At 70.1% G+C, this 24,779-nt stretch carries 23 protein-coding genes and 1 tRNA gene; 13 read left to right on the top strand and 11 right to left on the bottom strand.

Annotated features, from left to right (window positions below; translation table 11 throughout):
- Positions 1-267: 267 nt before the first annotated feature.
- The 5 genes from acs (at position 268) to AB0I54_RS15005 (ending at position 5,710) form a co-directional block, all read left to right on the top strand.
- Positions 268-2,265, top strand: coding sequence for an acetate--CoA ligase (gene acs, locus AB0I54_RS15025; RefSeq protein ID WP_363296398.1), 1,998 nt, complete (start codon positions 268-270; stop codon positions 2,263-2,265).
- Between the two features lie 241 nt (positions 2,266-2,506).
- The gene (gene nhaA, locus AB0I54_RS15020; RefSeq protein ID WP_363296397.1) at positions 2,507-3,943 is read left to right on the top strand and encodes a Na+/H+ antiporter NhaA; all 1,437 of its coding nucleotides are present in this window, start codon (positions 2,507-2,509) and stop codon (positions 3,941-3,943) included.
- Positions 3,944-3,982: 39 nt separating this feature from the next.
- Entirely contained in the window at positions 3,983-4,477 is a 495-nt protein-coding gene (locus AB0I54_RS15015; RefSeq protein ID WP_363296396.1) for a phage holin family protein, read from the top strand.
- Complete coding sequence (locus AB0I54_RS15010; protein ID WP_363296395.1) at positions 4,474-5,403, top strand: alpha/beta hydrolase; 930 nt, start codon at positions 4,474-4,476, stop codon at positions 5,401-5,403. The genes AB0I54_RS15015 and AB0I54_RS15010 overlap by 4 nt, the downstream gene beginning before the upstream one ends.
- 127 nt (positions 5,404-5,530) lie before the next feature.
- Positions 5,531-5,710 (top strand): hypothetical protein, encoded by a 180-nt coding sequence (locus tag AB0I54_RS15005; protein ID WP_263210950.1) that lies wholly within the window; start codon positions 5,531-5,533, stop codon positions 5,708-5,710.
- Between the two features lie 37 nt (positions 5,711-5,747).
- Here the strand turns inward: AB0I54_RS15005 and AB0I54_RS15000 are convergent, their stop codons facing one another.
- The 3 genes from AB0I54_RS15000 to nth all read right to left on the bottom strand — a co-directional run bounded on the left by AB0I54_RS15000 (position 5,748) and on the right by nth (position 8,718).
- The gene (locus AB0I54_RS15000) at positions 5,748-6,947 is read right to left on the bottom strand and encodes a MarP family serine protease (RefSeq protein WP_363296394.1); all 1,200 of its coding nucleotides are present in this window, start codon (positions 6,945-6,947) and stop codon (positions 5,748-5,750) included.
- A gap of 96 nt (positions 6,948-7,043) precedes the next feature.
- Positions 7,044-7,739 carry a CoA pyrophosphatase gene (locus AB0I54_RS14995; protein ID WP_363296393.1) on the bottom strand — a complete coding sequence of 232 codons (696 nt, stop codon included), beginning with the start codon at positions 7,737-7,739 and terminating at the stop codon, positions 7,044-7,046.
- A gap of 52 nt (positions 7,740-7,791) precedes the next feature.
- Positions 7,792-8,718 (bottom strand): endonuclease III, encoded by a 927-nt coding sequence (gene nth / locus AB0I54_RS14990; RefSeq protein ID WP_363296392.1) that lies wholly within the window; start codon positions 8,716-8,718, stop codon positions 7,792-7,794.
- A gap of 275 nt (positions 8,719-8,993) precedes the next feature.
- Here nth and AB0I54_RS14985 point away from each other — a divergent pair, with 275 nt between their 5' ends.
- A complete protein-coding gene (locus AB0I54_RS14985; protein WP_018547939.1) occupies positions 8,994-9,668 on the top strand; it encodes a Crp/Fnr family transcriptional regulator in 675 nt (224 codons plus the stop codon).
- 127 nt (positions 9,669-9,795) lie between these two features.
- Positions 9,796-10,617 carry a nucleotidyltransferase domain-containing protein gene (locus AB0I54_RS14980; RefSeq protein ID WP_363296391.1) on the top strand — a complete coding sequence of 274 codons (822 nt, stop codon included), beginning with the start codon at positions 9,796-9,798 and terminating at the stop codon, positions 10,615-10,617.
- 90 nt (positions 10,618-10,707) lie between these two features.
- Here AB0I54_RS14980 and AB0I54_RS14975 read toward each other — a convergent pair whose 3' ends face one another.
- From AB0I54_RS14975 to AB0I54_RS14960, 4 genes are all read right to left on the bottom strand, one after another.
- Complete coding sequence (locus AB0I54_RS14975; RefSeq protein WP_363296390.1) at positions 10,708-11,538, bottom strand: MBL fold metallo-hydrolase; 831 nt, start codon at positions 11,536-11,538, stop codon at positions 10,708-10,710.
- 88 nt (positions 11,539-11,626) lie between these two features.
- The gene (locus AB0I54_RS14970) at positions 11,627-12,505 is read right to left on the bottom strand and encodes an NUDIX hydrolase (protein ID WP_363296389.1); all 879 of its coding nucleotides are present in this window, start codon (positions 12,503-12,505) and stop codon (positions 11,627-11,629) included.
- Between the two features lie 56 nt (positions 12,506-12,561).
- The gene (locus AB0I54_RS14965) at positions 12,562-13,026 is read right to left on the bottom strand and encodes a RidA family protein (RefSeq protein ID WP_363296388.1); all 465 of its coding nucleotides are present in this window, start codon (positions 13,024-13,026) and stop codon (positions 12,562-12,564) included.
- Positions 13,023-13,184: a DUF4177 domain-containing protein gene (locus AB0I54_RS14960; RefSeq protein WP_121891618.1), complete on the bottom strand. Its 162-nt coding sequence runs from the start codon at positions 13,182-13,184 to the stop codon at positions 13,023-13,025. The genes AB0I54_RS14965 and AB0I54_RS14960 overlap by 4 nt, the downstream gene beginning before the upstream one ends.
- Positions 13,185-13,256: 72 nt before the next feature.
- Here AB0I54_RS14960 and AB0I54_RS14955 point away from each other — a divergent pair, with 72 nt between their 5' ends.
- The gene (locus tag AB0I54_RS14955) at positions 13,257-14,234 is read left to right on the top strand and encodes an ArsA-related P-loop ATPase (protein ID WP_363296387.1); all 978 of its coding nucleotides are present in this window, start codon (positions 13,257-13,259) and stop codon (positions 14,232-14,234) included.
- The gene (locus AB0I54_RS14950; RefSeq protein WP_363296386.1) at positions 14,231-15,550 is read left to right on the top strand and encodes an ArsA family ATPase; all 1,320 of its coding nucleotides are present in this window, start codon (positions 14,231-14,233) and stop codon (positions 15,548-15,550) included. Before AB0I54_RS14955 ends, AB0I54_RS14950 begins: the two co-directional genes overlap by 4 nt.
- Positions 15,551-15,826: 276 nt before the next feature.
- Here the strand turns inward: AB0I54_RS14950 and wblA are convergent, their stop codons facing one another.
- Positions 15,827-16,165 carry a transcriptional regulator WblA gene (wblA, locus tag AB0I54_RS14945; RefSeq protein WP_067116510.1) on the bottom strand — a complete coding sequence of 113 codons (339 nt, stop codon included), beginning with the start codon at positions 16,163-16,165 and terminating at the stop codon, positions 15,827-15,829.
- A 541-nt stretch (positions 16,166-16,706) separates the two neighbouring features.
- Here wblA and AB0I54_RS14940 point away from each other — a divergent pair.
- Positions 16,707-19,007 (top strand): transglycosylase domain-containing protein, encoded by a 2,301-nt coding sequence (locus AB0I54_RS14940; protein WP_363296385.1) that lies wholly within the window; start codon positions 16,707-16,709, stop codon positions 19,005-19,007.
- Positions 19,008-19,179: 172 nt separating this feature from the next.
- On the opposite strand, the gene AB0I54_RS14935 is transcribed toward AB0I54_RS14940, so the two are convergent.
- Positions 19,180-19,647: a GatB/YqeY domain-containing protein gene (locus AB0I54_RS14935; protein ID WP_363296384.1), complete on the bottom strand. Its 468-nt coding sequence runs from the start codon at positions 19,645-19,647 to the stop codon at positions 19,180-19,182.
- Between the two features lie 175 nt (positions 19,648-19,822).
- Between AB0I54_RS14935 and AB0I54_RS14930 the strand changes: the two genes are divergently transcribed.
- The 3 genes from AB0I54_RS14930 (at position 19,823) to AB0I54_RS14920 (ending at position 21,838) form a co-directional block, all read left to right on the top strand.
- A complete protein-coding gene (locus AB0I54_RS14930) occupies positions 19,823-20,749 on the top strand; it encodes a metallophosphoesterase (RefSeq protein WP_363296383.1) in 927 nt (308 codons plus the stop codon).
- 181 nt (positions 20,750-20,930) lie between these two features.
- Positions 20,931-21,731: a Pr6Pr family membrane protein gene (locus AB0I54_RS14925; protein WP_363296382.1), complete on the top strand. Its 801-nt coding sequence runs from the start codon at positions 20,931-20,933 to the stop codon at positions 21,729-21,731.
- Positions 21,732-21,764: 33 nt separating this feature from the next.
- Positions 21,765-21,838: transfer RNA gene (locus AB0I54_RS14920), tRNA-Pro, on the top strand.
- 349 nt (positions 21,839-22,187) lie between these two features.
- Here the strand turns inward: AB0I54_RS14920 and AB0I54_RS14915 are convergent.
- Positions 22,188-22,607, bottom strand: a complete 420-nt coding sequence (locus AB0I54_RS14915; RefSeq protein WP_363296381.1) for a hypothetical protein — start codon at positions 22,605-22,607, stop codon at positions 22,188-22,190.
- A 539-nt stretch (positions 22,608-23,146) separates the two neighbouring features.
- Positions 23,147-24,361 (bottom strand): cytochrome P450, encoded by a 1,215-nt coding sequence (locus tag AB0I54_RS14910; protein ID WP_363296380.1) that lies wholly within the window; start codon positions 24,359-24,361, stop codon positions 23,147-23,149.
- Between the last annotated feature and the right edge of the window lie 418 nt (positions 24,362-24,779).

Below are 24,779 nucleotides of genomic sequence, written 5' to 3'. Positions count from 1 at the left end.
CATCCGGGGGCATGACCGGCGGCCGCGCATCCGGGGGCTCCGCCCGCGGCCGCACACCGGGGGCTCCGGCACCGTGCAGGGCGCCATGTGGGTGAGATATGGGTGACACAGGGGTGCCCGGCAGCCCGCCGTAGCCGTCGCAACAAAGGTCAGGAGGCTGAACCCGGCCTTGGTCGGCATCCGTGTACAGGGGTAGTGGACCATCCAGACAGGTCTAAACCAATTCCAGGTCGACCCTTGTCATCGGACCCCCGGGTCTGATGAGCTGTGGCCTGGGACACAACGGACACCCTTGGAAAGGGAGATGTCGTGAGCAACGAAAGCCTGGCCAACCTGCTCAAGGAGGAGCGCAGGTTCGCGCCGCCCGCCGAGCTGGCCGCGCACGCCAATGTCACGGCGGAGGCGTATGAACAGGCCAAGGCTGACAGGCTCGGCTTCTGGGCCGAGCAGGCCCGCCGGCTGACCTGGGCCACCGAGCCGACCGAGACGCTGGACTGGTCGAACCCGCCGTTCGCGAAGTGGTTCAAGGACGGCCGCCTCAACGTCGCCTACAACTGCGTGGACCGGCACGTGGAGGCCGGCCTGGGCGACCGGGTCGCGATCCACTTCGAGGGCGAGCCCGGCGACAGCCGCGCGATCACCTACACGGAGCTGAAGGACGAGGTCTCCCGCGCCGCGAACGCCCTGCTGGAGCTCGGCGTCCATGCCGGCGACCGGGTCGCGATCTACATGCCGATGATCCCGGAGACGGCGATCGCGATGCTCGCCTGCGCCCGGATCGGCGCCACCCACTCCGTCGTCTTCGGCGGCTTCTCCGCGGACGCGCTCGCCACCCGCATCCAGGACGCCGACGCCAAGCTCGTCATCACCTCGGACGGCGGCTACCGGCGCGGCAAGCCGTCCGCGCTCAAGCCCGCCGTCGACGACGCCATCAACCGCGTCGACAACGTCGAGCACGTCCTCGTCGTGCGCCGTACCGGCCAGGACGTCGCCTGGACCGACGGCCGCGACGTGTGGTGGCACGAGCTGGTCGAGGGGCAGTCCGCCGAGCACACCCCGCAGGCGTTCGAGGCGGAGCACCCGCTGTTCATCCTCTACACCTCCGGCACCACAGGGAAGCCGAAGGGCATCCTGCACACCTCCGCCGGCTACCTCACCCAGGTCGCCTACACCCACGACGCGGTCTTCGACCTCAAGCCGGAGACGGACGTCTACTGGTGCACGGCCGACGTCGGCTGGGTGACCGGGCACTCGTACATCGTCTACGGGCCGCTGGCCAACGGCGCCACCCAGGTGATGTACGAGGGCACCCCCGACACCCCGCACCAGGGCCGCTTCTGGGAGATCGTGCAGAAGTACGGGGTGACGATCCTGTACACGGCGCCGACCGCGATCCGCACGTTCATGAAGTGGGGCGACGACATCCCCGCCAAGTTCGACCTCAGCAGCCTGCGGGTGCTGGGCTCGGTGGGCGAGCCGATCAACCCCGAGGCGTGGATCTGGTACCGCAAGCACATCGGCGCGGACCGGACCCCCATCGTCGACACCTGGTGGCAGACCGAGACCGGCGCGATGATGATCTCCCCGCTGCCCGGCGTCACCGAGACCAAGCCCGGCTCCGCGCAGCGGCCGCTGCCCGGCATCTCCGCGACCGTGGTCGACGACGAGGCGAACGAGGTGCCCAACGGAGGCGGCGGCTACCTGGTCCTGACCGAGCCGTGGCCGTCCATGCTGCGCACCATCTGGGGCGACGACCAGCGCTTCCTCGACACCTACTGGTCCCGCTTCGAGGGCAAGTACTTCGCCGGTGACGGGGCGAAGAAGGACGACGACGGCGACATCTGGCTGCTCGGCCGGGTCGACGACGTCATGCTCGTCTCCGGCCACAACATCTCCACCACCGAGGTCGAGTCCGCGCTCGTCTCCCACCCCGCGGTCGCCGAGGCCGCCGTCGTCGGTGCCGCCGACGAGACGACCGGACAGGCCATCGTCGCCTTCGTGATCCTGCGCGGCAGCACCTCCGAGGACGACACGCTGATGGGCACGCTGCGCGACCACGTCGGCGCGACGCTCGGCCCGATCGCCAAGCCCAAGCGCATCCTGCCCGTCGCGGAGCTGCCCAAGACCCGCTCCGGCAAGATCATGCGCCGGCTGCTGCGCGACGTCGCCGAGAACCGCCAGCTCGGAGACGTCACCACGCTGACCGACTCCACGGTCATGGACCTCATCCAGGCCAAGCTGCCCGCCGCGCCCAGCGAGGACTGAGCAGACGAGGGCAGACGGGGACTGAACAGACAGAGGAACACCCGTCTGAACATCCGTCCGAGGGGCGCCCCGCACGAAAGCGGGGCGCCCCTCGGACGCATCACGTGGAACCACCGGATGCCTCATCCGGCAAATTTAAGTAAAATAAGTAGAGCGCCACTGGCGCGGCAAGATCCTCAAGGTGCGCCGGGAAGTCTGGTCGGCATGTGCTCAGCTCTGCCCACCACCCGGAGGTCTCCCCGTGGCCGCGCCCCGCACCACCGCCCGCCGCAAGGTCCTCGGACGTCTGTCCCTTCCCGAGCGGACCTTCGTCGTGGACGCGCTGCGGACCGAGACCGTCGGCGGTGTGCTGCTGCTGATCGCCGCGGTCACCGCGCTGATCTGGGTGAACGTCCCTGCGCTGCGCGACAGCTACGAGACCGTCAGCCACTTCCGCTTCGGCCCCGAGGTCCTCGGGCTGGACCTCTCCGTCACCCACTGGGCCGCCGACGGACTGCTCGCCGTCTTCTTCTTCGTCGCCGGCATCGAGCTCAAGCGCGAACTGGTCGCCGGTGACCTGCGGGACCCGAAGGCGGCCGTCCTGCCCGTCGTGGCCGCGCTGTGCGGGATGGCCGTACCCGCGCTCGTCTACACCCTCACCAACATCGCCGACGGCGGATCCACCCGGGGCTGGGCCGTGCCCACCGCCACCGACATCGCCTTCGCGCTCGCCGTGCTCGCGGTCATCGGCACCTCGCTGCCCAGCGCCCTGCGCGCCTTCCTGCTGACGCTCGCCGTCGTCGACGACCTGTTCGCGATCCTGATCATCGCGGTCTTCTTCACCGACCGCATCGACTTCGCCGCGCTCGGCGGGGCCGTCGTCGGTCTGGCCGTCTTCTGGGTGCTGCTGCGCAAGGGCGTACGGGGCTGGTACGTGTACGTCCCGCTCGCCCTGGTCATCTGGGGGCTGATGTACAACAGCGGCATCCACGCGACGATCGCCGGCGTGGCCATGGGCCTGATGCTGCGCTGCACCACCCACGAGGACGAGGCGCACTCGCCCGGCGAGCACATCGAGCACCTGGTGCGGCCCCTGTCGGCGGGCCTCGCGGTGCCGCTGTTCGCACTGTTCAACGCCGGTGTACTGGTCTCCGGCGGCGCGCTCGTCGACGTGTTCACCAAGCCGGAGACCTTCGGCGTGGTCCTCGGGCTCGTCGTCGGCAAAACGATCGGCATCTTCGGCGGCACCTGGCTGACCGTCCGCTTCACCCGGGCGTCCCTCAGCGACGACCTCGAATGGGCCGACATCTTCGCCGTGGCCGCCCTGTCCGGCATCGGCTTCACCGTCTCGCTGCTGATCGGCGAACTCGCCTTCGAGGGCAACGCGGTGCTCACCGACGAGGTCAAGGCGGCCGTACTGACCGGCTCGCTGATGGCGGCCGTCTGCGCGACCGTCCTGCTGAAGATACGCAACGCCAAGTACCGCAGGCTGTGCGAGGACGAGGAGCGGGACGAGGATCTCGACGGCATCCCGGACGTCTACGAGCAGGACGATCCGTCGTACCACCTGCGCATGGCGAAGATCCACGAAGAGAAGGCGGCCGAGCACCGGCGCATCGCCCGGGAACAGGCCGCGGCGCGCCACGGGCTTACCGAAGTGCCGGGCGGGGCAGGCGAGGACGACGACCGTCCGGCATGATCTGACGAGACGGTACAAAAGACGAAGAGGGAGACCGCGATGAGCGCACCCGACGGCAGCCCGGTCGGCGCCGAACGCAGCATCGGCCAGCTGTTCGCCTCGGCGACGACCGAATTGTCGGCGCTGGTGCACGACGAGATCGCGCTGGCCAAGGCCCAGCTGAAGCAGGACGTCAAGCGCGGCGCGACGAGCGGCGGCGCGTTCTCGGCCGCGCTCGTGCTGCTGCTGTTCTCCCTGCCGATGCTCAACTTCGCGCTGGCGTACGGCATCCGGACCTGGAGCGGCTGGAACCTCGCGATCTGCTTCCTGCTGTCGTTCGCGGCGAATGTCCTGGTGGCCGTCGTGCTGGTGCTGATCGGCGTGGTCTTCGCGAAGAAGGCCAAGCGGAGCCAGGGCCCGCAGAAGGTGGCGGCCTCGATGAAGGAGACGGCGGGCGTCCTGCAGAACGCCAAGCCCCACCCCCGTGCCGAGCACCCGGCGCTGGAAGACCGTGTGCCCGAGGCCATCGAAGCTGTGGGACGCTCGTCGTCATGACGGATCCCTCCGCGACTTCGGTCGTACGCGTCGAGGTCCCCGAAGGGGTGACCCACCGGGACGTCGCCGCCAACGGCGCCCGCTTTCACATCGCGGAGCTGGGCGACGGCCCCCTGGTGCTGCTGCTGCACGGCTTCCCCCAGTTCTGGTGGGCGTGGCGGCACCAGCTGACCGCGCTGGCGGACGCGGGATTCCGTGCGGTGGCGATGGACCTGCGTGGCGTGGGCGGCAGCGACCGCACACCGCGCGGGTACGACCCGGCCAACCTCGCCCTCGACGTCACCGGTGTGATCCGGTCGCTCGGCGAGCCGGACGCCGCCCTGGTCGGCCATGACCTGGGCGGCTATCTGGCGTGGACGGCGGCCGCGATGCGGCCCAAGCTCGTACGGCGGCTCGCCGTCGTCTCCATGCCGCACCCGCGGCGCTGGCGCTCCGCGATGCTGCGGGACGCCCGGCAGACGGCCGCCAGCTCGTACATCTGGGGTTTTCAGCGGCCCTGGATCCCGGAACGGCAGCTGGTCGCCGACGACGCCGCCCTCGTGGGCCGGCTCATCCGGGACTGGTCCGGGCCCCGGCTGCCGGACGACGAGACGGTGGACACCTACCGGCGGGCGATGTGCATCCCGTCGACGGCGCACTGCTCGATCGAGCCGTTCCGCTGGCTGGTGCGGTCGCTGGTCCGCCCGGACGGCATCCAGTTCAACCGCCGTATGAAGCGGCCGGTGCGCGTGCCGACACTGCATCTGCACGGCTCCCTGGACCCCGTGACGCGGACGCGGAGCGCGGCGGGCTCGGGCGAGTACGTCGAGGCCCCGTACCGCTGGCGGCTGTTCGACGGGCTGGGCCACTTCCCGCACGAGGAGGATCCGGTCGCCTTCTCCACCGAACTGATCAACTGGCTCAAGGACCCCGAACCTGATCGGTGACCGTACCGATACGTCCGGTATGTCGCATTGAACGTCTGTCCTACGAACGGCCACATGCCTGGCGCATAGGCCAATTGAGGGGACGGGAGGCGGTTATCGACCATGGGGCGGGGGCAGACGTCGGGGTATGGGCTGGACGCACGACTACAGTGACGCACCCCGAAACCGCCGTTCCACGGGCGGTCTGAGCTCCCACCAGGGAAGCGCCCCGCAGTCGCCGGGCACCGACCTCAGGGTGGGGATCCCGCGCATCCTGCGCCGCCGGGCCCGCTGGGTCTCGGTACGACTGCGTCACCCCCGCGGCTGACGGCCCCGCGGCGTCGCAGGTCCTGTAGACCTCGGCCTCAGAGGGCGCAGCTGTCGGTACCCACCTGCTCGTTCGCCGTACGGCCCTTGGCGATGTCCTGCCGGATCTCGTCCGCCGTGAGTGCGTAGCCGGTGTCGGCGTCGTCGAGGGACTTCGCGAAGACCACGCCGTACACCTTGCCGTCGGGCGTGAGCAGCGGGCCGCCGGAGTTGCCCTGGCGGACGGTCGCGTACAGGGAGTAGACGTCGCGGCGGACGGTGCCGCGGTGGTAGATGTCCGGGCCATTGGCCGTGATGCGGCCGCGCACGCGCGCGGCACGGACGTCGTACGACCCGTTCTGCGGGAAGCCCGCGACGATCGCGCCGTCGCCGCTGTCCGCGTCCCGGGGCGCGAACTGCAGGGCACGCGCCTTCAGGTCCGGCACGTCGAGTACGGCGATGTCGCGCTCCCAGTCGTAGAGGACGACCTTGGCGTCGTACTTGCGGCCCTCGCCGCCTATCTGGACCGTGGGCTCGTCGACGCCGCCGACGACGTGCGCGTTGGTCATCACGCGACGGTCGCCGAAGACGAAGCCGGAGCCCTCCAGGACCTTGCCGCAGCTCTGGGCGGTGCCCATCACCTTGACGATGGAGCTCTGGGCGCGGGTGGCGACGGGGCTGCCCGCCAGGGCCGGGTCGGGCGGCTGGACATCGTTGATCGGCTCGTTGGCGAACGGGCTGAAGACCTGTGGGAAGCCGTTCTGCGCGAGGACCGTGGAGAAGTCCGCGAACCAGGTGTCGGCCTGCGCGGGCAGGGCGCGGGAGACCCCGAGCAGCACCTTGGAGCTGCGGACCTCCTTGCCGAGCGTGGGCAGCGTCGTGCCGGCCAGGGCCGAGCCGATCAGCCAGGCGACCAGCAGCATCGCCACGACGTTGACCAGGGCGCCGCCGGTCGCGTCCAGGGCGCGGGCCGGGGACCAGGTGATGTACCGGCGCAGCTTGTTGCCGAGGTGGGTGGTCAGCGCCTGGCCGATGGAGGCACAGACGATGACGATCACCACCGCGACGACGGCGACGGTCGTGCTGACCTCCTTCTGGTCGGTCAGGCCGTCCCAGATGACGGGAAGCACATAGACGGCGACAAGACCGCCGCCCAGAAAACCGATCACCGAGAGGATGCCGACGACGAACCCCTGGCGGTAGCCGACGATCGCGAACCACACGGCGGCGACCAGCAGCAGGATGTCCAGCACGTTCACTGATTCTGGCCTCGCCTCATCACTCTCCGGTCCCACCAGCTCGGCCGGGGGTCCGGGGGTTGTCCCCCGGGAAAACACAGCACGGGGTTCACCCTGTCATGACCGCCAGTCGAGTGGGACCTGCTTCTCTCTGTCCCAGGGCCGCTCCCAGCCCGCGTAGTGCAGCAGCCGGTCGATGATCCCGGCCGTAAAACCCCAGACCAGGGCCGATTCCACCAGAAATGCCGGACCTGCGTGGCCGCGCGGATGGACGGCGGTGGCCCTGTTGGCCGGGTCCGTGAGATCCGCCACGGGGACGGTGAAGACGCGCGCGGTCTCGTTCGGGTCGACGACGCCGACCGGGGTCGGAACCCGCCACCAGCCCAGCACCGGGGTGACGACGAAGCCGCTGACCGGGATGTAGAGCTTGGGCAGCACACCGAACAGCTGGACGCCGGACGGATCGAGACCGGTCTCCTCCTCGGCCTCACGCAGCGCGGCCCGCAGCGGTCCGTCGCCCGACGGGTCGCCGTCCTCCGGGTCCAGGCTGCCGCCGGGGAACGACGGCTGGCCGGCGTGCGAGCGCAGCGATCCGGCGCGCTCCATCAGCAGCAGCTCCGGACCGTGCTCGCCCTCGCCGAAGAGGACCAGCACGGCGGACTCCCGCCCCGCCCCGTTCTCCGGCGGCAAAAAGCGGCTCAGCTGGAGCGGCTCGACCGTCTCCACGGCGCTCACCACCGGGTCCAGCCACTCGGGCAGCCCGTCCCTGCTGAGCGTCGCCGAGCCGCCGCGCGTGTCGCTCGTGTGTGTCATCGCCACCCCCGTCCTTCCGTGTCCAACGCCCGACGGCACCTCGATCGTTCCGTCACGCGGCCCCCAGCGGCGGCGCCGGCCTGCCGCCCGCGTCGAGATAGGACTGCGGGGGCTTGAGTCGCTGGCCCGGGAAGCCGCCCTTCTCGTACTTCAGCAGCTTTCGGGCCTTGTCCGGGTCGGTCTCGCCCTCGCCGTACGCCGGGCAGAGCGGGGCGATGGGGCAGGCGCCGCAGGCGGGCTTGCGGGCGTGGCAGATGCGCCGGCCGTGCCAGATCACATGGTGCGAGAGATCCGTCCACTCGCTCTTCGGGAAGAGCGAGCCGACGACGGCCTCGATCTTGTCCGGGTCGGTCTCGTCGGTCCACTTCCAGCGCCGTACGAGCCGCTGGAAGTGCGTGTCCACGGTGATGCCGGGCCGTCCGAAGGCGTTGCCGAGCACGACGAACGCGGTCTTGCGGCCGACGCCGGGGAGCTTGACGAGGTCCTCCAGCCTGCCCGGGACCTCACCGCCGAACTCGTCGACCAGGGCCTTCGACAGCCCTATGACCGACTTGGTCTTGGCCCGGAAGAAGCCGGTGGGGCGGAGGATCTCCTCGACCTCCTCCGGGTTGGCGGCGGCCAGGTCCTCGGGGGTGGGGTACTTGGCGAAGAGCGCCGGGGTCGTCTGGTTGACCCTGAGGTCCGTGGTCTGGGCGGAGAGCACCGTGGCGACCAGGAGCTCGAAGGGGTTCTCGAAGTCGAGCTCGGGGTGGGCGTAGGGGTACACCTCCGCGAGTTCGCGGTTGATGCGGCGGGCGCGGCGGACCAGGGCGGTGCGCGACTCGTCGGCCGGAACCTTCTTCGCGGGCGCCGACTCCACCGGCGTCGCCTTCGCCGACGCTTTCTTCGCCGGCGCCTTCTTCGCCGGCGCCTTCTTAGCCGCCGTCGTTTTGGCAGTTTTTACGGTTTTCCCACCGCCGCCAGGGTTCTGTTCGCCCACAGCGGAATCGCGACGTACAACCACGCGCGCAGCCCCCTTGGCCTGTGCTCTACCGGCGATTTGGACACCCGGCCAGCCTAAAGCCCGGCACCGACATCCGCCCCGGACCCAGAAGATCAGCGCCCAATTGGACCCCTGCCGCTTACCTCGGGACACCTGTGCGGCATCCTTGTGACAGATCACACTGTTTGGACCGTCCGGCAAAATGGGGAGCACGGTCCCCTGGTACCAAGGGGGAGCAAGATCCCCTGAGCAGGTCGACAAGGAGAGAACTCGTGGACGACGTTCTGCGGCGCAACCCGCTCTTCGCGGCGCTCGATGACGAGCAGTCCGCGGAGCTGCGCGCCTCCATGAGTGAGGTGACCCTCGCCCGTGGAGACTCCCTGTTCCACGAGGGCGACCCGGGCGACCGGCTCTACGTCGTCACCGAGGGCAAGGTCAAGCTCCACCGCACCTCGCCCGACGGCCGCGAGAACATGCTCGCCGTCGTCGGCCCCGGCGAGCTGATCGGTGAGCTGTCGCTGTTCGACCCCGGTCCGCGCACGGCGACCGCCACCGCCCTCACCGAGGTCAAGCTGCTCGGTCTCGGCCACGGCGACCTCCAGCCCTGGCTGAACGCCCGCCCCGAGGTGGCCACCGCCTTGCTGCGCGCCGTCGCGCGCCGTCTGCGCAAGACCAACGACGCCATGTCCGACCTGGTCTTCTCCGACGTCCCCGGCCGTGTGGCCCGCGCCCTGCTGGACCTCTCGCGCCGCTTCGGCGTGCAGTCCGAGGAGGGCATCCACGTCGTCCACGACCTGACGCAGGAAGAGCTGGCCCAGCTGGTCGGCGCGTCCCGCGAGACCGTGAACAAGGCCCTGGCGGACTTCGCCCAGCGCGGGTGGCTCCGCCTGGAGGCGCGGGCCGTGATCCTGCTGGACGTCGAACGCCTCGCCAAGCGCTCGCGCTGACGCCGAGTCCCTGCCTTACGGCCTTACGGCTATGGGGTGCCGCCTCTTGAGGGCGGCACCCCATAGCCGTAAGGCAGGGACGGTAAATGAGCTGCCCTGCCGCTCCCCCCGGGGGCACAGTGAGCCCATGGCCGAAACCGCCCCTTCCAAAGGCCTCGACCCCCTGGGCTACCTCGAACGCGAGGGTTCCCTCGCCCTCGTCCCGCACGACTTCCGCCCCGTCGTCGCCGCTGCCCGGGACCGGCTGCTCGAAGTCTTCGGCGCACGGCTGCACAGTGCGTGTCTCTACGGGTCGATCCCACGCGGCACCGCGCGCGTGGGACGCAGCGATCTCGATCTGCTGGTCGCGCTGCGGGAGGAGCCCACGGAGGCGGACCGCGAGGCCGCCCGTGCGCTCGGCGACGCGCTCGACAAGGAGTTCGGGCAGATCGACGGGGTGGGGACGCTGCTGTTCGGCCGGGGACGGCTGCTGAGCGAGCCGGAGCGGTACGACCTGGGGTGGTTCGTGGCCTGCCTGTGCACTCCCCTCCTCGGGGAGGATCTCGCCGAGTACCTTCCGCGCTACCGGCCCGACTCGCTGCTCGCCCGCGAGACCAACGGGGACCTCGCTCTCCTCCTCCCACGCTGGCGCGAGCGGATCGCGGGCGCCGACGACTCGGAGGAGGCCCGGCGGCCCCTCGTACGCTTCATGTCCCGGCACCTCGTGCGCACCGGCTTCACCCTCGTCATGCCCCGCTGGAACGGCTGGACGAGCGACCTGAGGGAGATGGCCGAGGTCTTCGGCGCGTACTACCCGCAGCGGGCGGCGCAGATGCGCGCAGCGGCCGAGTACGGGTACGAACCGGTCGGCAATCCCGTCGTCCTGCGGTCGTACGTCGACGACCTCGGGCCGTGGCTCGCCGAGGAGTACGCGCGCGTGCACGGGGTGAAGGCGCCCAGACCCGACTGAGCGCCGGGAATCGGCTCGCGCCGGCCCGGCCGTGACTCGACCGGCCCCCGCCCCCTGGATCAGCCAGATCGGCCAGATCAGCTGGATCAGCTAGATCAGCCCGTGTTCCCGGAGGTAGTCCATCTGCGCCAGCACCGACAGCTCCGCCGCCGGCCACAGCGAGCGGTCCACGTCGGCGTAGACGTGGGCGACGACTTCGGAGGCGGTGCGGTAGCCGTTCTCGACGGCCGTCTCCACCTGGGCGAGGCGGTGGGCGCGGTGGGCGAGGTAGAACTCGACCGCTCCCTGGGCGTCCTCCAGGACGGGGCCGTGGCCGGGCAGGACCGTGTGGACGCCGTCGTCCACCGTGAGCGACCTCAGACGCCTCAGGGAGTCCAGATAGTCGCCCAGACGGCCGTCGGGGTGCGCCACGACCGTCGTGCCGCGGCCGAGGATCGTGTCACCGGTCAGCACCGCACGGTCGGCCGGCAGGTGGAAGCACAGGGAGTCCGCGGTGTGGCCGGGAGTCGGTACGACCCGCAGCTCCAGGCCGCCGACCCTGACCGCGTCCCCGGCGGCCAGGCCCTCGTCGCCCAGCCGCAGCGCCGGGTCCAGCGCGCGGACCTTCGTGCGGGTCAGCTCGGCGAAACGGGCGGCGCCCTCCGCGTGGTCGGGGTGGCCGTGGGTGAGCAGGGTGAGGGCGACGCGCCTGCCGGCCCGCTCGGCCGTGTCCACGACGGCGCGGAGGTGGTCCTCGTCCAGCGGGCCGGGGTCGATGACGACGGCCAGGTCGGAGTCGGGCTCCGCGACGATCCAGGTGTTGGTGCCGTCCAGGGTCATCGCGGAGGCGTTGGGCGCCAGGACGTTGACGGCCCGCTCGGTGGCGGGACCGGAGAGGACTCCACCACGGGGCTGACCGGGGAGGGCTACGGCGTCCGTCATGCGGAAGCTCCTTCCGGCGCCGCCGCGAGAAGTGCGCGGGGAATCGATTCTCCACCCCTGGCCCGGCCGGGCGGAGCCGCGACGTCGCTCATGCGGGGCCCCCTCCGGCCGCAGGGTTCGGGATGCGCTTGGTGAACTCGTCGTGGCCCGGCCAGGACAGGACGATGTGGCCGTCCACCAGGCGGGCGCGGGCCAGGACGGGAGTCATGTCGCGGGCGGGAGCGGCGGCGAGCGTCTCGGCGGCGGTGGTGTGCGCGGCCAGTTGGCGCAGGGTCGCGATGGTGGGCGGCATCATCGTCAGCTCGCCCTTGTCGTAGGAGTCCGACGCCTCCTGGGGACGGATCCACACCGTGCGGTCGGCCTCCGTGGACGCGTTCCGGGTGCGCTGGCCCTCCGGGAGGACGGCCACGAAGAACCAGGTGTCGTAGCGGCGGGACTCGAATTCGGGGGTGATCCAGCGGGTCCAGGCGCCCAGCAGGTCGGAGCGCAGGACCAGTCCGCGGCGGTCCAGGAACTCGGCGAAGGACAGGTCGCGGGCGACCAGGGCGGCGCGGTCCGCCTCCCAGTCCTCGCCCGTGGTGTCGCCGACCACCGAGTCGGGGTCGGGTCCGGCGAGCAGGACGCCCGCCTCCTCGTAGGTCTCCCGGACGGCCGCGCAGACGACGGCCTGGGCGCCGCGCTCGTCGACGCCGAGCCGCCCGGCCCACCACGCGCGCGTGGGGCCCGCCCAGCGGATCTGGTGGTCGTCGTCCCGCGGGTCGACGCCGCCGCCGGGGTACGCGTACGCGCCTCCGGCGAAGGCCATGGAGGCGCGTCTGCGCAGCATGTGGACGGCCGGACCGGCGGCGGTGTCCTTCAGGAGCATCACCGTCGCCGCGCGCTTCGGGGACACCGGGGTGAGGGTGCCTTCCGTCAGCGCACGGATACGATCCGGCCACTCCGGGGGATACCACTGCCCATTAGCCATGGGCGGAGGCTATCCCGATGTGCGCGAATGTTCGAGAGGGGCCAGTGAGCAGCGCCTTACGGCATCAGCTCGACCTGAACCTCCACCTCGACCGGCGCGTCCAGCGGCAGCACGGCGACGCCGACCGCGCTGCGCGCGTGGACGCCCTTGTCGCCGAGTACGGCACCCAGCAGCTCGCTCGCGCCGTTGATGACGCCGGGCTGCCCGGTGAAGTCGGAGGCCGAGGCGACGAAGCCGACGACCTTCACCACGCGCGCGACGCGGTCCAGGTCACCGGCGACGGACTTCACGGCGGCCAGGGCGTTCAGCGCGCAGGTGCGGGCCAGGTCCTTGGCCTCCTCCGCGGTGACCTCCGCGCCCACCTTGCCGGTGACCGGAAGCTTGCCGTCGACCATCGGCAGCTGGCCGGAGGTGTAGACGTACACGCCCGACCGCACGGCCGGCTGGTAGGCGGCCAGCGGCGGCACGACCTCCGGCAGGGCAAGACCCAGTTCGGCCAGCTTGGCCTCGACGGCGCTCACGACTGCTTCTCCCGCTTCAGGTAGGCCACCAGCTGCTCGGGGTTGTTCGGGCCGGGCACGACCTGGACGAGCTCCCAGCCGTCCTCGCCCCAGGTGTCCAGAATCTGCTTCGTGGCATGGACGAGCAGCGGCACGGTTGCGTATTCCCACTTGGTCATGTGGCCGACTGTAGCCCCTGTTATCCACAGCCTCCCGCGTAGCCCGTCCGCGGACTGGTTAGGCTCGAAGACGTGAGCAGGCTCCAGGTCGTCAGCGGCAAGGGCGGGACCGGAAAGACGACGGTCGCCGCGGCCCTCGCGCTGGCCCTCGCGACCGAGGGGAAGCGGGCGCTTCTCGTGGAGGTCGAGGGTCGGCAGGGCATCGCACAGCTCTTCGAAACAGAGGCGTTGCCGTACGAGGAACGGAAAATCGCCGTGGCTCCCGGGGGCGGGGAGGTGTATGCGCTCGCCATCGACCCCGAACTGGCCCTTCTGGACTACCTCCAGATGTTCTACAAACTGGGCGGGGCGGGCCGGGCCCTGAAGAAGCTCGGCGCCATCGACTTCGCGACCACCGTCGCGCCCGGCCTGAGGGACGTACTCCTGACGGGCAAGGCGTGCGAGGCGGTGCGGCGCAAGGACAAGAGCGGGCGGTTCGTATACGACTACGTCGTCATGGACGCCCCGCCGACCGGGCGGGTCACCCGTTTCCTCAACGTCAACGACGAGGTCGCCGGGCTGGCGAAGATCGGCCCGATACACAATCAGGCACAGGCCGTGATGCGGGTGCTGAAGTCGCCCGAGACCGCGGTGCACCTGGTCACGCTCCTGGAGGAGATGCCGGTCCAGGAGACCGCGGACGGGATCGCCGAACTGCGGGCGGCGCGGCTGCCGGTGGGCCGGGTCATCGTGAACATGGTGCGGCCCGAGGTGCTGGACGAGGACGACCTGGAACTCGTACGGACCGTGCCGCGCACCGCCGTGGCGCAGTCGCTGTCGGCCGCCGGGCTGGGCGGGGCGCGCCGCGGCGGCAAGGCCGAGAAGCTGGTGGACCCGCTGCTGGACCTGGCCGCCGAGTACGCCGAGCGGTACGCGCTGGAGCACGAGCAGCGCGCCGTCCTCGGCGAGCTGGACCTGCCGCTGCACGAACTGCCGCTGCTCGCCGAGGGCATGGACCTGGCGGGCCTGTACGAACTCGCCACCGAGCTGCGGAAGCAGGGGATGTCATGAGTCCGGACCCGGCCCAGACGCAGGACCCCGGCCGTCATCACCTCTCCCCCGCGCGTGTGCTCGACGTCGACCCGCTGCTCGACGACCCGACGACCCGGATCGTGGTGTGCTGCGGCTCGGGCGGTGTCGGCAAGACGACGACCGCGGCGGCCCTCGGGCTACGGGCCGCCGAGCGCGGCCGGAAGGTGGTCGTCCTCACCATCGACCCGGCCCGGCGGCTCGCCCAGTCCATGGGCATCGACTCGCTGGACAACGTCCCCCGCCGGGTGAAGGGCACCGACGGCGACGGCGAGCTGCACGCCATGATGCTCGACATGAAGCGCACGTTCGACGAGGTCGTCGAGGCGCACGCGGATCCCGAGCGGGCGGCCGCGATCCTGGCCAACCCCTTCTACCAGTCGCTCTCGGCGGGCTTCGCGGGCACGCAGGAGTACATGGCGATGGAGAAGCTGGGGCAGCTGCGGGCCAGGGACGAATGGGACCTGATCGTGGTCGACACGCCGCCGTCCCGGTCGGCGCTGGACTTCCTCGACGCGCCCAAGCGGCTCGGGTCCTTCCTGGACGGGCGGCTGATCCGGCTGCTGACGGCCCCGGCGAAGCTGGGCGGACGCGCGGGGATGGCCTTCCTCAACGTCGGCATGTCGATGATGACCGGCACGCTGGGCAAACTGCTGGGCGGTCAGCTGCTGAAGGACGTCCAGACGTTCGTGGCCGCGATGGACACGACCTTCGGCGGGTTCCGTACCCGCGCGGACGCGACGTACAAGCTGCTGCAGGCGCCCGGCACGGCGTTCCTCGTGGTGGCGGCACCGGAGCGAGACGCGCTGCGCGAGGCCGCGTACTTCGTGGAGCGGCTGGCCGCGGAGGACATGCCGCTGGTCGGACTGGTACTCAACCGCGTCCATGGCAGTGGCGCCGACCGCCTGTCGGCCGAAGGTGCGCTCGCCGCCGCGGAAAATCTTGAAGAGCCCCGCATTGTGGATCAGGGGGGCGGGAAAGCTGGACTTCGTAACTCTCCCGACACGTACGGCAGTTCAGACTCTCCCGCTGTCGAAGCACCGGCTCCTGCCGAAGGCTCCCCCGCCGTCACGGACCCGGAGCGCACAGTCGACCAGCTCACCGCAGGCCTGCTGAAGCTGCACGCCGAGCGCATGCAGCTGCTCTCCCGCGAGCAGCGCACGCGCGACCGCTTCACCGCGCGCCACCCCGAGGTGGCGGTGGTGGAGGTGGCCGCGCTGCCCGGCGATGTGCACGACCTCACGGGACTGCGGAACATCGGGGACTTGCTTGCGGCCGGACGGACGGAGCTGCCCTAGAGCCCGGGGCCTTGGAACACTGGAGCCCTATGGGCACGCCCGAGCCACACCGGTCGCGCAGATGGCGGACCCGACCGAGCAGATGGCGGACCCGACCCCGAGCCCATGCACGACGGGCGACGGCCCTGTCCCGAGCGTGCACGCGACGACCCCTGACCTGGGCGCGTGCCGCATGAGGCATGCCGTTGCCGCTTCTCGTGACACACGACACGCGCCGCTTCCCAAGACGCGTGCCCGGCCTGAGGTGCCCTGGGCGTAGACCCGAGGGGAGGGCCCTCAGCTCACCGCTGCGTAGTTCTCGTACACCTCGTCGCTGTCGAGAGGCACGATCCCGGCCCCGCGTTCGTACTCCGAGCGCGCGGTCTCCAGGAGCCTGCGCCACGATGTCACGGTGGGCCGCCTGCGCAGCAACGCGCGGCGCTCCCGCTCCGTCATGCCTCCCCACACGCCGAACTCGACGCGGTTGTCCAGCGCATCGGCCAGACATTCGGTGCGTACCGGGCATCCGGTGCACACCGCCTTGGCCCTGTTCTGCGCTGCTCCCTGAACGAACAGTTCATCCGGATCGGTAGTGCGGCAGGCAGCCTGCGCACTCCAGTCGGTTACCCAGCCCATACCGGCGCCGTCCTCTCCCGAATCGAGGCTCCCCCACGGCGGCAGCGGCATATTCACCGCCGCCAGTTGAGGACGTTACGGAAGGTGGGCACAGCGCAACACCCCCTTCGGGCCCAATCTTGAATGGCCCGAACGGACTATGGGTTAACGGCAGATCACCCGCGGGAGTGAGCTGGCGACATGCGTGATCATCCCGGCAAACCGGGACAGCTGTGGTACGTCACAACGGACGCCGGATGACACACAAGGCGGATTCGGACACGCCGCCCACAAAAAATTTGGGCTACCTCCGGAACGATTCGGGGTCGCCGGACGTATTGATACGTGGCCGCACTGCTGTGACAGTTGGGAGCAGCTTAGGCCAAGGCATATACGCGTGTCCGGCGAATGAGAACGTAGACGCCGCACGCTGTCCACGGCCCGGCGCGGGCCGTCGGCCCGGGATGTCGCTGATGTCGCCCATGTCACGATCCGGCACTCGAACATCCCGAGAGACACCCGTTCCACCGGATCGCTCATCTCTACGGATTAGGCTGCCCTCATGCCAAAGAAGCGCTCGGGTGGTGGCCTCTCGGCAACGCAGCAGGCCGCCAAGTTCCTCGGTGTCAGTGTCCTCGCGGGAGCCGTGATGGCCGGCATCGCGCTGCCCGCGGCCGGAGCGCTCGGGCTCGCGGCCAAGGGGTCGGTCCAGGGCTTCGACGAGATCCCGGCCAATCTGAAGAGCCCACAGCTCAGCCAGCGGACCACCATCCTGGACTCCGCGGGCCAGCAGATCGCGACCGTCTACTCCCGTGACCGCACGGTGGTGGACCTCAAGGACATCTCGCCGTACCTGCAGAAGGCGATCGTCGCGATCGAGGACTCCCGCTTCTATCAGCACGGCGCGATCGACCTGAAGGGCGTCCTGCGCGCGCTGAACAAGAACGCGCAGAGCGGCGGGGTCGCCCAGGGCGCCTCCACGCTCACCCAGCAGCTGGTGAAGAACTACTTCATCGAGGAGGCCGGCGACGACCCGACGAAGGTCGCGCAGGCCACCCAGCAGACCCTGGGCCGCAAGATCCGCGAGCTGAAGTACGCGATCCAGATCGAGGAGAAGCTCGGCAAGAAGAAGATCCTGGAGAACTACCTCAACATCACCTTCTTCGGCGAGCAGGCCTACGGCGTCGAGGCGGCCTCCCAGCGCTACTTCTCCAAGCACGCCAAGGACCTCAGCCTGCAGCAGGCCGCGCTCCTGGCCGGCATCGTCCAGTCGCCCAGCCGCTACGACCCGGTGAACGACGAGGCGGAGGCCACCAAGCGCCGCAACACCGTCCTCCAGCGCATGGCCGAGGTCGGCGACATCTCCCAGCAGGAGGCCGACGCGGCCATGGAGAAGCCGCTCGGACTGCACGTCAGCCAGCCCAAGAACGGCTGTATCACCGCCGGCAAGGGTGCCGGCTTCTTCTGCAAGTACGTGGAGAACGCCTTCCTCAACGACCCGGTCTTCGGCAAGACCAAGGAGGCCCGGGCCAAGATCTGGAACCGTGGCGGTCTGACGATCCGTACGACCCTCGACCCGCAGTCCCAGGCATCGGTCCAGGCCTCGCTCAAGCAGCACGTCGAGAAGTCGGACAAGGTCGCCGCGGCCGCCACCCTGGTCGAGCCCGGCACCGGCAAGATCCTTGCCATGGGCCAGTCGAAGCCGTACGGCTACGGCAAGAACGAGACCGAGTACAACTACTCGGTCGACCGTGACATGGGCGGCTCCAACTTCGGCTTCCCGACCGGTTCGACCTTCAAGCCCTTCGTGGCCGCGGCCGCCATAGAGGGTGGCAAGCCGGCGACCCAGGAGTACTCGTCGCCGTACAAGATGCCCTATCCGAGCCCGGTGCAGGCGTGCAACGGCAAGCAGTGGGTCAACGACCGCGCCTACACGGTGGAGAACGAGAGCGAGTCGGAGAAGGGCCCGTACGCCATGAAGGAGGCGATGGCGAAGTCGGTCAACACCTACTTCGTGCAGCTCATCTCCGACATCGGCCTGTGCCCGGTGGTGAAGATGACCGACGCGCTGCACGTGGTGCAGGGCGACGGCAAGAAGCTCCCCGAGGCGCCGGCCATCGCGCTCGGCTCCAAGGGCATCTCCCCGCTGACGATGGCCAACGCGTACGCCACCTTCGCCGCCCGCGGCATGTACTGCACGCCGATCGCCATCGAGTCGATCACCCAGAAGATCGGCAACGAGCAGAAGTCCCTCCAGGTGCCGAAGTCGACCTGCTCGCGCGCGATGACCGAGAACACCGCCGACACGGTCAACACGCTGCTGCGCGGCGTGGTCGACTCCGGTACGGGTCAGCAGGCCGGCCTCACCGACCGCGAGAGCGCCGGTAAGACGGGTACGACGGACGAGCGCAAGAACGCCTGGTTCGTCGGCTACACGCCCAACATGGCCGGCGCGGTCTGGGTCGGCAGCGCCCGGCAGAACGTGAAGATGGTCAACATCACCATCGGCGGCGTCTACCGCCCCCTCGTCTACGGCGGTGAGGTCCCGGGCCCGATCTGGAAGGACGCCATGACGGGCGCTCTCCAGGGCAAGCCGTCCGAGTCCTTCAACCTCGTCGACATCCCGGACAGCAAGGACAATGGCGACGACAACGGTGACGGCCACGGGCGCGGCCACGGCGGCGACAACGGCGGCTTCATCGGCGGGATCATCGGCGGCCTGACGGACGGCGGTACGACGGCGGGCACGGCCAACGGCGGCACGAACGGCGGCCCGCTCCCGGCACCCACCCTCTCCTTCCCGGGCAACCTCATCCAGGGGCAGAGCAACGGGGGGAACAGGAACGGAGGGACGCGGGGCTGAGGCCGCGCCGTCGGATTGGTGGACGCAGCGGGACGAGCACAGCGGGACGAGCACAGCGGGACGAGCACAGCGGGACCGCACCTGGGCAGAGGCCCACGGTGCGGTCCCGTTGCCTTATCCGAGCCTTATCCGAGCGGGCCGGCCCGGCGACAGCCTGACCTTCTCAGACCTTTCAGCCCTGCAGCAGCTTCTTGACCGCGGCGGCGACACGGCCGCCCTCGGCCTGGCCGGCCACCTTCGGGTTCACGATCTTCATGACGGCACCCATGGCGCGCGGCCCCTCGGCGCCCGCCGCCTTCGCCTCCTCGACGGCCTGGGCGACGATCCGCTCCAGCTCCTCGTCGGACAGCTGCTTGGGCAGGTACGCGGCAAGGACCTCGCCCTCCGCCTTCTCCCGCTCGGACTGCTCGGGACGACCACCCTGGGCGAAGGCGTCGGCCGCCTCCCGGCGCTTCTTGGCCTCCTTGGTGATCACCTTGAGGACCTCGTCGTCGGAGAGCTCGCGCTTCTCCTTGCCCGCGACCTCCTCCTTGGTGATCGCGGCGAGCGTCAGCCGCAGCGTCGAGGAGCGGAGCTCGTCGCGCTCCTTGATCGCGGCGTTGAGGTCGTCGTGCAGCTTCGACTTGAGCGTGGTGGTCATGGCGTCGATTGTCTCAGGTGCGGAAGGCCGTACGCCTGCCGATTTAACCGGGACCCGGTCGGCTTTCGCCGGGACCCGGTCGGCGCCACGCGAACTGCCCCGCTCGCCGAATCGGACGGGGGTTTGGAAGGGCGGACGGTCCCGGGACCGCCGTGCGGTCTGACACGATGGTTGTATGCGCGCTCGATACGGAGTACCCCTGGGAATCGCGGCGGCCGGCGCCGCCGGTGTGTTGTACGCGGCGGGGTTCGAGGCCCGCTCCTTCCGGCTCCGACGGGTGACCGTCCCGGTCCTCCCCGCGGGCATGCGCCCGATGCGCATCCTCCAGGTCTCCGACATCCACATGGTGAGCGGTCAGCGCAAGAAGCAGCGCTGGCTGCGCTCGCTGGCGGGCCTGCGCCCGGACTTCGTGATCAACACGGGCGACAACCTCTCGGACCCGGAGGGCGTCCCCGAGGTCCTGGACGCCCTCGGCCCGCTGATGGAGTTCCCGGGCGCGTACGTCTTCGGCTCCAACGACTACTACGGCCCCAGATTCCGCAACCCGGCGCGCTACTTGCTGGAGAAGGCCAGGGGCCACCACGGCCTGAACGGCAACCCGCCGGTCGTGGGTGCGCTCCACAACCCCTGGGAAGACCTCCGCGACGGCTTCGACGCGGCGGGCTGGCTGAACCTGACCAACACCCGGGGCGTGCTGAAGGTCGAGGGCGTCTCGGTCGAGCTGACGGGCCTGGACGACCCGCACATCAAGCGCGACCGCTATCTGCAGGTGGCCGGCGGCCCCTCGGGTATGTCCGACTTCTCGATGGGCGTGGTGCACGCCCCGTACCTGCGGGTGCTGGACTCGTTCACGGCGGACGACTACCCCCTGGTCCTGGCCGGCCACACCCACGGCGGCCAGCTCTGCATCCCCTTCTACGGCGCCCTGGTCACCAACTGCGACCTGGACACGGACCGCGTGAAGGGCCTGTCCACGCACACGGCGGAGGGCCGCACGTCGTACCTCCACGTGTCGGCGGGCTGCGGCACGAACCGCTACACGCCGGCACGGTTCGCGTGCCCACCGGAGGCGACGCTGCTGACGTTGGTGGGCAGGGAGTAGCACGGGGGGCGCCAGGGACGGCCGGGGCACGTCGTCGCCAGGGACGGCCGGGGCACTGGCGACGACGGGCCGGAGCCGCTGCCGCGCCGCGGCCCGCCCGTCATCCACCCAGCCCGCGCATAATCCACCCACCCGGCCCACCCATATCGCCCCTTTTATGCGCTTTGCTTATCGTGAGGGCATGACCGCCCCGATACCCCCGATACCCAGGGACATCCCGGACCTCCCCGCGGTCCCGCGCAAGCCCAGACCGCTCCCCTCGTACGTACCGGCCACGGCGGTGGTGCCTCCCTTCCCCCGCCCCCTGACCGCGGCATTCCGCCTCTTTACGGCCCTGGCGGCGGCCACCGGCGTAACCCTGGAACTCCTCCTCGGCAGCCCGACCCGCGCGCTGAGCTACTTCAGCGTCCAGGTCAACGCCCTACTGGCACTGGTGTTCCTGATCTCCGCCCACCGGGCATGGACGGCCCGCCGCCCCGTACCGTCGGCCGTGACGGGCGCCGTACTGCTCTACGCCGTGATCTCGGCCCTCGCCTACCACCTGCTGCTGGCCCACACGACGCCCCCGTTCTCCATGACGGGCGCGACGACGCCGCCGGCACCGTGGCACGGCGAGTGGCTCGCCGCCCAGCTCCTCCACAAGGCGGCCCCGGCGGCGGCGGTCCTGGACTGGCTCCTGCTCACGGCCCCCGGCCGCCTGCACCTGCGCCAGGCCGCGACGTGGCTCCTCTACCCCCTGGCCTACCTGGCCTTCTCCCTCGCCCGGGGCGAACTCCTCCTCCCCGGCACCCCCGACCGCTACCTCTATCCCTTCCTGAGCGTCGACCGGCACGGCTACCGCGGCGCGCTCGCCAACGCCCTGCTCCTCGGCCTCGCCTCGTACGCCCTCGCCGTCCTCCTGACCGCCCTCGACCACGCCCGCCCGAACCCCGTCCGCCGCCGCGCCAAAACCGGATTTCGTCTCCGGCCACCGGTGGGCTAAAGTAAACGACGTCGCCGCGACAAGCAGCGACATCGGGGTGTAGCGCAGCTTGGCAGCGCGCTTCGTTCGGGACGAAGAGGTCGTGGGTTCAAATCCCGCCACCCCGACAGAGAAACACCAGGTCAGGGACCTGATCCGCTCAGCGGGTCGGGTCCCTGACTGGTTTCCGGGGCCTGTTGGGAGAAATCTGGGAGAAGATCTTGGAATCACGCTCCCGGACAACGCTCGTGCTGGCCCCCGGTGCCTCTCGCAGGGCCATGCCCCTTGACTTTCGGCACGTCAAAGGCCAAGAGCCCGGATGTACAGGGCCTTTGGCTGCGCCTACATAGCGTGTCAGGCATTGAAGCGGAACCTCCCCCGCATTGGCTGACTGTTGACGGCCAAACTTGGCCGCCCCCGGAAAGTGCGGCTTGACCTGTGACTATTTGCGGACCGACGACCGACTGAGCCCAGCGCTCAGCCCCAGAAGATCGGGTCGCCGCTGTTCTCGATGTAATCGAGCAAGGCCTGGAACAGCCCACGACCAGAGCCGGCCGGCTCGAACGGCAGCGAGACACTGCGGAGCGCACCGCCCGCCGCCGCGCAGACCTCGACCCACTGCCGGACCGTGAGCTGGTCGCGGTCACCGACGTTGAAGACCTCAGCCGCGGCGGCGTCCGGGCGGTCGACCGCTGCGAGGAGGTGCGCGGCGGCGTTGACCGCTGAGCAGCGGGTCGTGATCGTGAGCCCCGCGTCCGGGAGGATGATCCGGTCCCGTCCGTCGAGCACGCCGCGGACCACCGACCACTCCCGCGGGTAGACCTGGCGAGGGCCGTAGATGCTTGGGTAGCGGAACACCGAGGCGCGGAACGCGCCGATGGCGTGGAGGTCGAGCACGTGGTCCTCGGTCGCGCGGACCTTGCGGGCGAATCCCTCGCCCGTGGTCTCCTCCTCGGAAGCCGCAGCCCGGCGTCGCCGTGCTCCTCGCGCACCAGCACCGGCTTGCCGTGCGGGTGCCGCCGGCCCGCTCGTGGTAGCCGGGGTAGACCGGCAGGCCGCTCACCGCGACGAGCTCCGCACACCGGCCGGCCACCAGCGGCGGCGACCAGCCGGATCCGGCAGTACGTCGCCACGACGACCTCGAACTCGCGCCCGGCGATGGCCTCGTCGAGCGACTCTCGGAAGTGCGGGTCGGCATGGAGGTGCTCGTAGCCGGCGGGCTCGGGGAGCTCGTGCGTGCCGCGGTGCAAGGGGGTGGTCTCGTACCCGCGCGCGGCCAGGCCGCGGACGAGGTGCGGGGGACGAGGTGCGGGCCGGCCGGGCCGGTACCTCCGGCCACGAGTGCCCGAGCAGACGACGTGCTCACGCGTGCGACGTCGCCCAGACCGGCTGGTCATGAACGCGACGCAGCACGTTCGCGAGAGGGTCCACGCCTCTCACCGGGCGGCCGCAGCCGGGAGATGCGCCGGCAGGGAGGTGAAGAAGTACCCCTGTCCCATGGCGTCGCTTCGCACCGCGGCGTCCAGGTCGAGCTCGTAGCCCGGGAGCAGGTCGAAGATCGCCTCGACCTCCAGCCGGAGAATGGTTCGAGCCATGTGCAGGCCGAGGCAACGGTGCACGCCCCAGCCGAACGCCACGCTCTTGGACCGGTTGCGGTCGAGGTCGACGACATCCGGCTCGGGGAAGCTCGACGGGTCACGGTTGGCTGCCTGGTTGACGAAGAGGACCCAGTCGCCCGCTCGCATGGGAACGCCCCCGAACTCGGTGTCGGCGGTCACGCTCCGGGCGATGGGCGGCGCAGGGGTGTAGACCCTGATGATCTCCTCGATCGCCGCGGGGATCAGGTCCCGGTCGCGCTCCAGGCGTCGGCGCAGATCCGGATGCTCCTCAAGGTGGACGAGCAGCGAGGTGAGGGCGCCCGACGTGGTGTGAAAGCCCGCCAAGAGCAGGAGGACAACCATGTCCGTGAGCTCCGCGTCCGACAGCATCTCACCCCCGGCGATGGGCTCGGTCGCCAGCACGGTCATCAGGTCGTCACGCGGATCGGCCCGACGGTCATCGGCTTCGCGCATGATCTGCTCACGGATCCAGCGGTTGCCCTCTGCGTTCCTGTCGACGACAGTCGGGTCCGTGCTGGCCAGGTTGACCAGCCCGAACGTCATGACGTCGAGCAGCGGGATCCGCTGGTCCGGGTCCCACCCGAGGATGTCGAGGGTCACCGCGCCCGGTGAGACGTTCGCCAGGTCGTCGGCGAAGTTCCAACTGCCGCGTGCCGCAAGGGCTCGCACGATGTCCTCCACCATCGCCTTCATCTTCGGCTGCCGCGCCTCGATCGCCGCCTTGCTGAACCACGCGTTGAGCACCTTGCGGTACATCGCGTGGTCGGGAGGATCAATGGCAACCGGGATGTGCCGGGTGCCGAACGGGTGCGCCGGGATCGCCGGTCCGCGCGCCGAGGAGAAGGTCTGGTAGTCGGCGAATCCGGCCATGACGTGCTCGTGGTCGGTGACAACCCAGAACCCATCGTGGGCCGTCGACCAGGCGACGGGCATGTCCCTCCGCAGCGTGGCGAGAGTCTCGAACGGTCGCTCGGCGTACGTCCGGGAGTGATGGTCGAAGTCCGTGACGGGGACATCCTGCGGCGTGTTCATGGTTGTCCTTTCTCGGCGACGCCCCCAGGCGTAGCCCGTCGCGTCCGCGGCTCTTCGCCAGAGGCTTCTCTTAGACGGCACCCTTGATCTAATTATGCTTTCGCACCATAGCATCTAGATATCAACAACAGTACTGGCTCCTGCGTCGACGCCGGCTCGTGGCCGACGGCGCCCGGGGTCGGGTGGCTCACGTCGTGGCGGTTCAAGGAGCGGGGCGGTGCGCTCCGGATCCGTGCGGACGTGCTGAAAGTCGACCGGGCCAAGGGCCGGCAGGGCCCCTGGCGCGATGGCTGTGAGCCGCCGCAGGCGGTGGTCGACGCCGGTACCGGTGAGGTCTACGGCGGCTGAAGCCGAGTCTTACAGCCCAAAGTGCGCACACCCCACCCCCCTCCTAACGTTGAAGGGCAAGTCGCCGACG

Source organism: Streptomyces sp. NPDC050625 (assembly GCF_040654755.1).
Lineage (GTDB): Bacteria > Actinomycetota > Actinomycetes > Streptomycetales > Streptomycetaceae > Streptomyces.
The sequence above is the reverse complement of the archived record's forward strand: the minus strand, read 5'-3'. Positions and strand labels throughout refer to the sequence as shown.